We start from the raw sequence: 2,445 nt of genomic DNA, 5'->3' as shown, positions 1-2,445 counted from the left end.
CCGTCGGCGTCAAGACCGATCGGCCGCATGCGATGATCGATTTGTTCGGCACGCCGTACACCGAGAAGCTGCACGTCGTGGAACGCTATCGGCTGGTCGCCTACGATGATGCAAAGGACGCGATGCAGCGCGGCATGCGGGAGAATCGACGCGCCACCGGACCGTACAATCCCAACTACGGCGACAAATACCTGCAGGTTCTTTTCACGATCGAGGACCCGGGCGCCTTCACGACGCCCTGGACCGCGGTCATGGTCTATCTGCGTGACCGCGATGAATTTCCGGAGGTCGCCTGCGCCGAAGGCACATTCGGTTTCCATAACCATGACGGCACAGATCTGCCGCACGCGAACAAATCGGATTTCTGAGCGGGCGCACTGTGCGCATTCTCGTGACGGCGATCACGGACAGCGGGACCGGAGAGCTGTCCGATGTCAGTCGGCTGCACCGTCCGCCTGCTTGGCGTGTTGCCCGAAGGACCCCAAAGCCAGAGCGTTTGACGGCATGACGATCTCGCCGGCGGCGAGACGCTTTTGCAGATACCGGAAGGTCTGCACGGTCTGTGCGTAGAGGTGATCGCCGGCGACGAGCGGGGTGGCATCGCGCGCGGAATTGAGCGGCACCACCTGCGTGTCGTAGTCCGTGCAGAAGAAGAACGGAAACGCACCAGCGTTGACCGGTCCGGAGATCTGCCTGGCCTCTCCAGAACGTCCCGCCGCCAAACTCCGATCATCGAGCGCACTCCACATTCACGCGGTATCGACATCATTTACTATCGCGACAAATCTACGTGGTAATTTATTACCGTCATCGGCAGCGAGTGGCTGCGCTGCCTCGGGCGCGGAGCAGATCGACGGTTTGCGATGGATCGGATGGATTGCCGGCGATCAGGGGACCACAAGCAAAATCGCTCGTGATTGCGAAGCTACACGCCACGACTGACGCGCACCCATGGCGCTGCGATCATCAACAGATAAGTATTTGTTTTAGAGCTGTGCGTGAATTCTATGAACATTTTGATACAAACAAACGCAAGAGCATAAAAAAATAGGTAAAAACCATACGTTACTTTACTACCCTGACGCGTTCGCAGGAAATATCGGTTGCGGACGAAGGGATCGGTTGCCGCTCGTTGATTGAAAGGAACACTATCGCCCAGATAGGGCCGCAGACGAAGAAGAGCTTCGGCAATGCGATCTCTTTTTGCCAGGTGAACAGGGGCGCTGGCGATGGAAGATCGTTTCGGACCTGACGCTGTCGTTTTCGTGGTGGACGACGACGCGAATGTTCGCGAGGGGCTGAAGGAGCTGCTTGGCTCGGTGGGGCTGAAATGCGAGGTGTTCAGCACGACGAGCGAGTTCCTGCAGCGGGACTTCTCGAACGAGGTGAGCTGCCTGATCCTGGACGTGCGCCTGCCGCAGCTGAGCGGCCTCGATCTGCAGGCGGACCTCGTGGCGGCGAGGATCAACATTCCGATCATTTTTCTCACCGGGCACGGCGATATTCCGATGACCGTGAAGGCGCTGAAGGCAGGAGCAGTCGAATTTCTCACCAAGCCGGTTCGCGAGCAGGATCTGCTTGATGCCGTGCGCCTTGCGCTCGAGCGGGATCGCCGGCGGCGCGAGCAGGACAGGAAGATCGTGGATCTGCGCGGGCGCTTCCAGTCGCTCAGCCCGCGCGAGCGGGAGGTCATGGCGCTCATCACCAGGGGCCTGATGAACAAGCAGGCTGCGGCCGAGATCGGCGTCAGCGAGGTCACCGTCAAGGTTCACAAGCGCAGCCTGATGAAGAAAATGGGCGTACGCTCGGTCGCCGATCTGGCAAGGATTGCCGAGGTTCTCGAGAGCGAGAACGCAAGCGAGAACCTCGGCCGAGGCCGCTTTCGGGCCTAGGAGCTCGGAAGCGGGCGGGGATCAGCGGTAGTAGTAGTTGCTTCCCCAGAAGGGGCCATTCTGGCGTGGCGCTCCGGCGGAAGGAGCAAGGCCATAGGCGCTACCGCCGCGGTTGGTATAGTTGGGGAACCAGCCGGGGTGATAAACCGGATTGACCCCATCGGTGCTCGGCGGATTGACGAATCCGCCGGAATACTCCCCCGAATTGTCGGCGGCAGCCATTGCGGGCGAGATGGCGGCAACGAAAAGTGCCGTGGCAAGCATGGTCTTGATCAGCATCTAGCAACCTCCATTCATCTGTGGTGCCCCAGCCGGTCTCTTGATGGCCTTGAGCGATCCGCGTGCCGTCTTGGCGCATCTCCGCACGCATCGAGGAACGGCGCGAGCCGCTGTCCGTCGGAGCGCAGGACACGCTTCCGATCGTGCAGGTCGGCTGGCGGTCGATAGGTGCAAACGCGCGGGCGCCGTTTGATTCAGATCAAATCCAACGAGCTCTCACCGCGGCCTCCCGAGCCGCGATCAAGAATCGGACGCAACGGCGCCGATAGTGAGC

The 2,445-nt window shown here is 60.5% G+C and carries 4 protein-coding genes; 2 read left to right on the top strand and 2 right to left on the bottom strand.

Features of this window, described 5'->3' with window-relative positions; genetic code table 11:
* A partial coding sequence (locus tag JOY90_RS18355; protein WP_291692533.1) for a hypothetical protein occupies positions 1–368 on the top strand: 368 nt, incomplete at its 5' end.
* Positions 369–434: 66 nt separating this feature from the next.
* Here the strand turns inward: JOY90_RS18355 and JOY90_RS18350 are convergent.
* Positions 435–749 carry a hypothetical protein gene (locus JOY90_RS18350; RefSeq protein ID WP_291692532.1) on the bottom strand — a complete coding sequence of 105 codons (315 nt, stop codon included), beginning with the start codon at positions 747–749 and terminating at the stop codon, positions 435–437.
* Between the two features lie 480 nt (positions 750–1,229).
* Between JOY90_RS18350 and JOY90_RS18345 the strand changes: the two genes are divergently transcribed.
* Positions 1,230–1,892, top strand: a complete 663-nt coding sequence (locus JOY90_RS18345; RefSeq protein ID WP_291692531.1) for a response regulator — start codon at positions 1,230–1,232, stop codon at positions 1,890–1,892.
* Between the two features lie 21 nt (positions 1,893–1,913).
* Here the strand turns inward: JOY90_RS18345 and JOY90_RS18340 are convergent, their stop codons facing one another.
* Positions 1,914–2,171: a hypothetical protein gene (locus JOY90_RS18340; protein WP_291692530.1), complete on the bottom strand. Its 258-nt coding sequence runs from the start codon at positions 2,169–2,171 to the stop codon at positions 1,914–1,916.
* Between the last annotated feature and the right edge of the window lie 274 nt (positions 2,172–2,445).

The sequence above is a fragment of the Bradyrhizobium sp. genome (assembly GCF_019242285.1).
GTDB lineage: Bacteria > Pseudomonadota > Alphaproteobacteria > Rhizobiales > Xanthobacteraceae > Bradyrhizobium.
Note: the sequence above shows the minus strand (reverse complement) of the source record. Positions and strands in the feature narration are given on the sequence as shown.

What these genes read in the sequence shown, in the direction of transcription:
- JOY90_RS18350 (WP_291692532.1), bottom strand. Translation starts at nt 749, where the DNA reads ATGTGGAGTGCGCTCGATGATCGGAGTTTGGCGGCGGGACGTTCTGGA.
- JOY90_RS18345 (WP_291692531.1), top strand. Translation starts at nt 1,230, where the DNA reads ATGGAAGATCGTTTCGGACCTGACGCTGTCGTTTTCGTGGTGGACGAC.
- JOY90_RS18340 (WP_291692530.1), bottom strand. Translation starts at nt 2,171, where the DNA reads ATGCTGATCAAGACCATGCTTGCCACGGCACTTTTCGTTGCCGCCATC.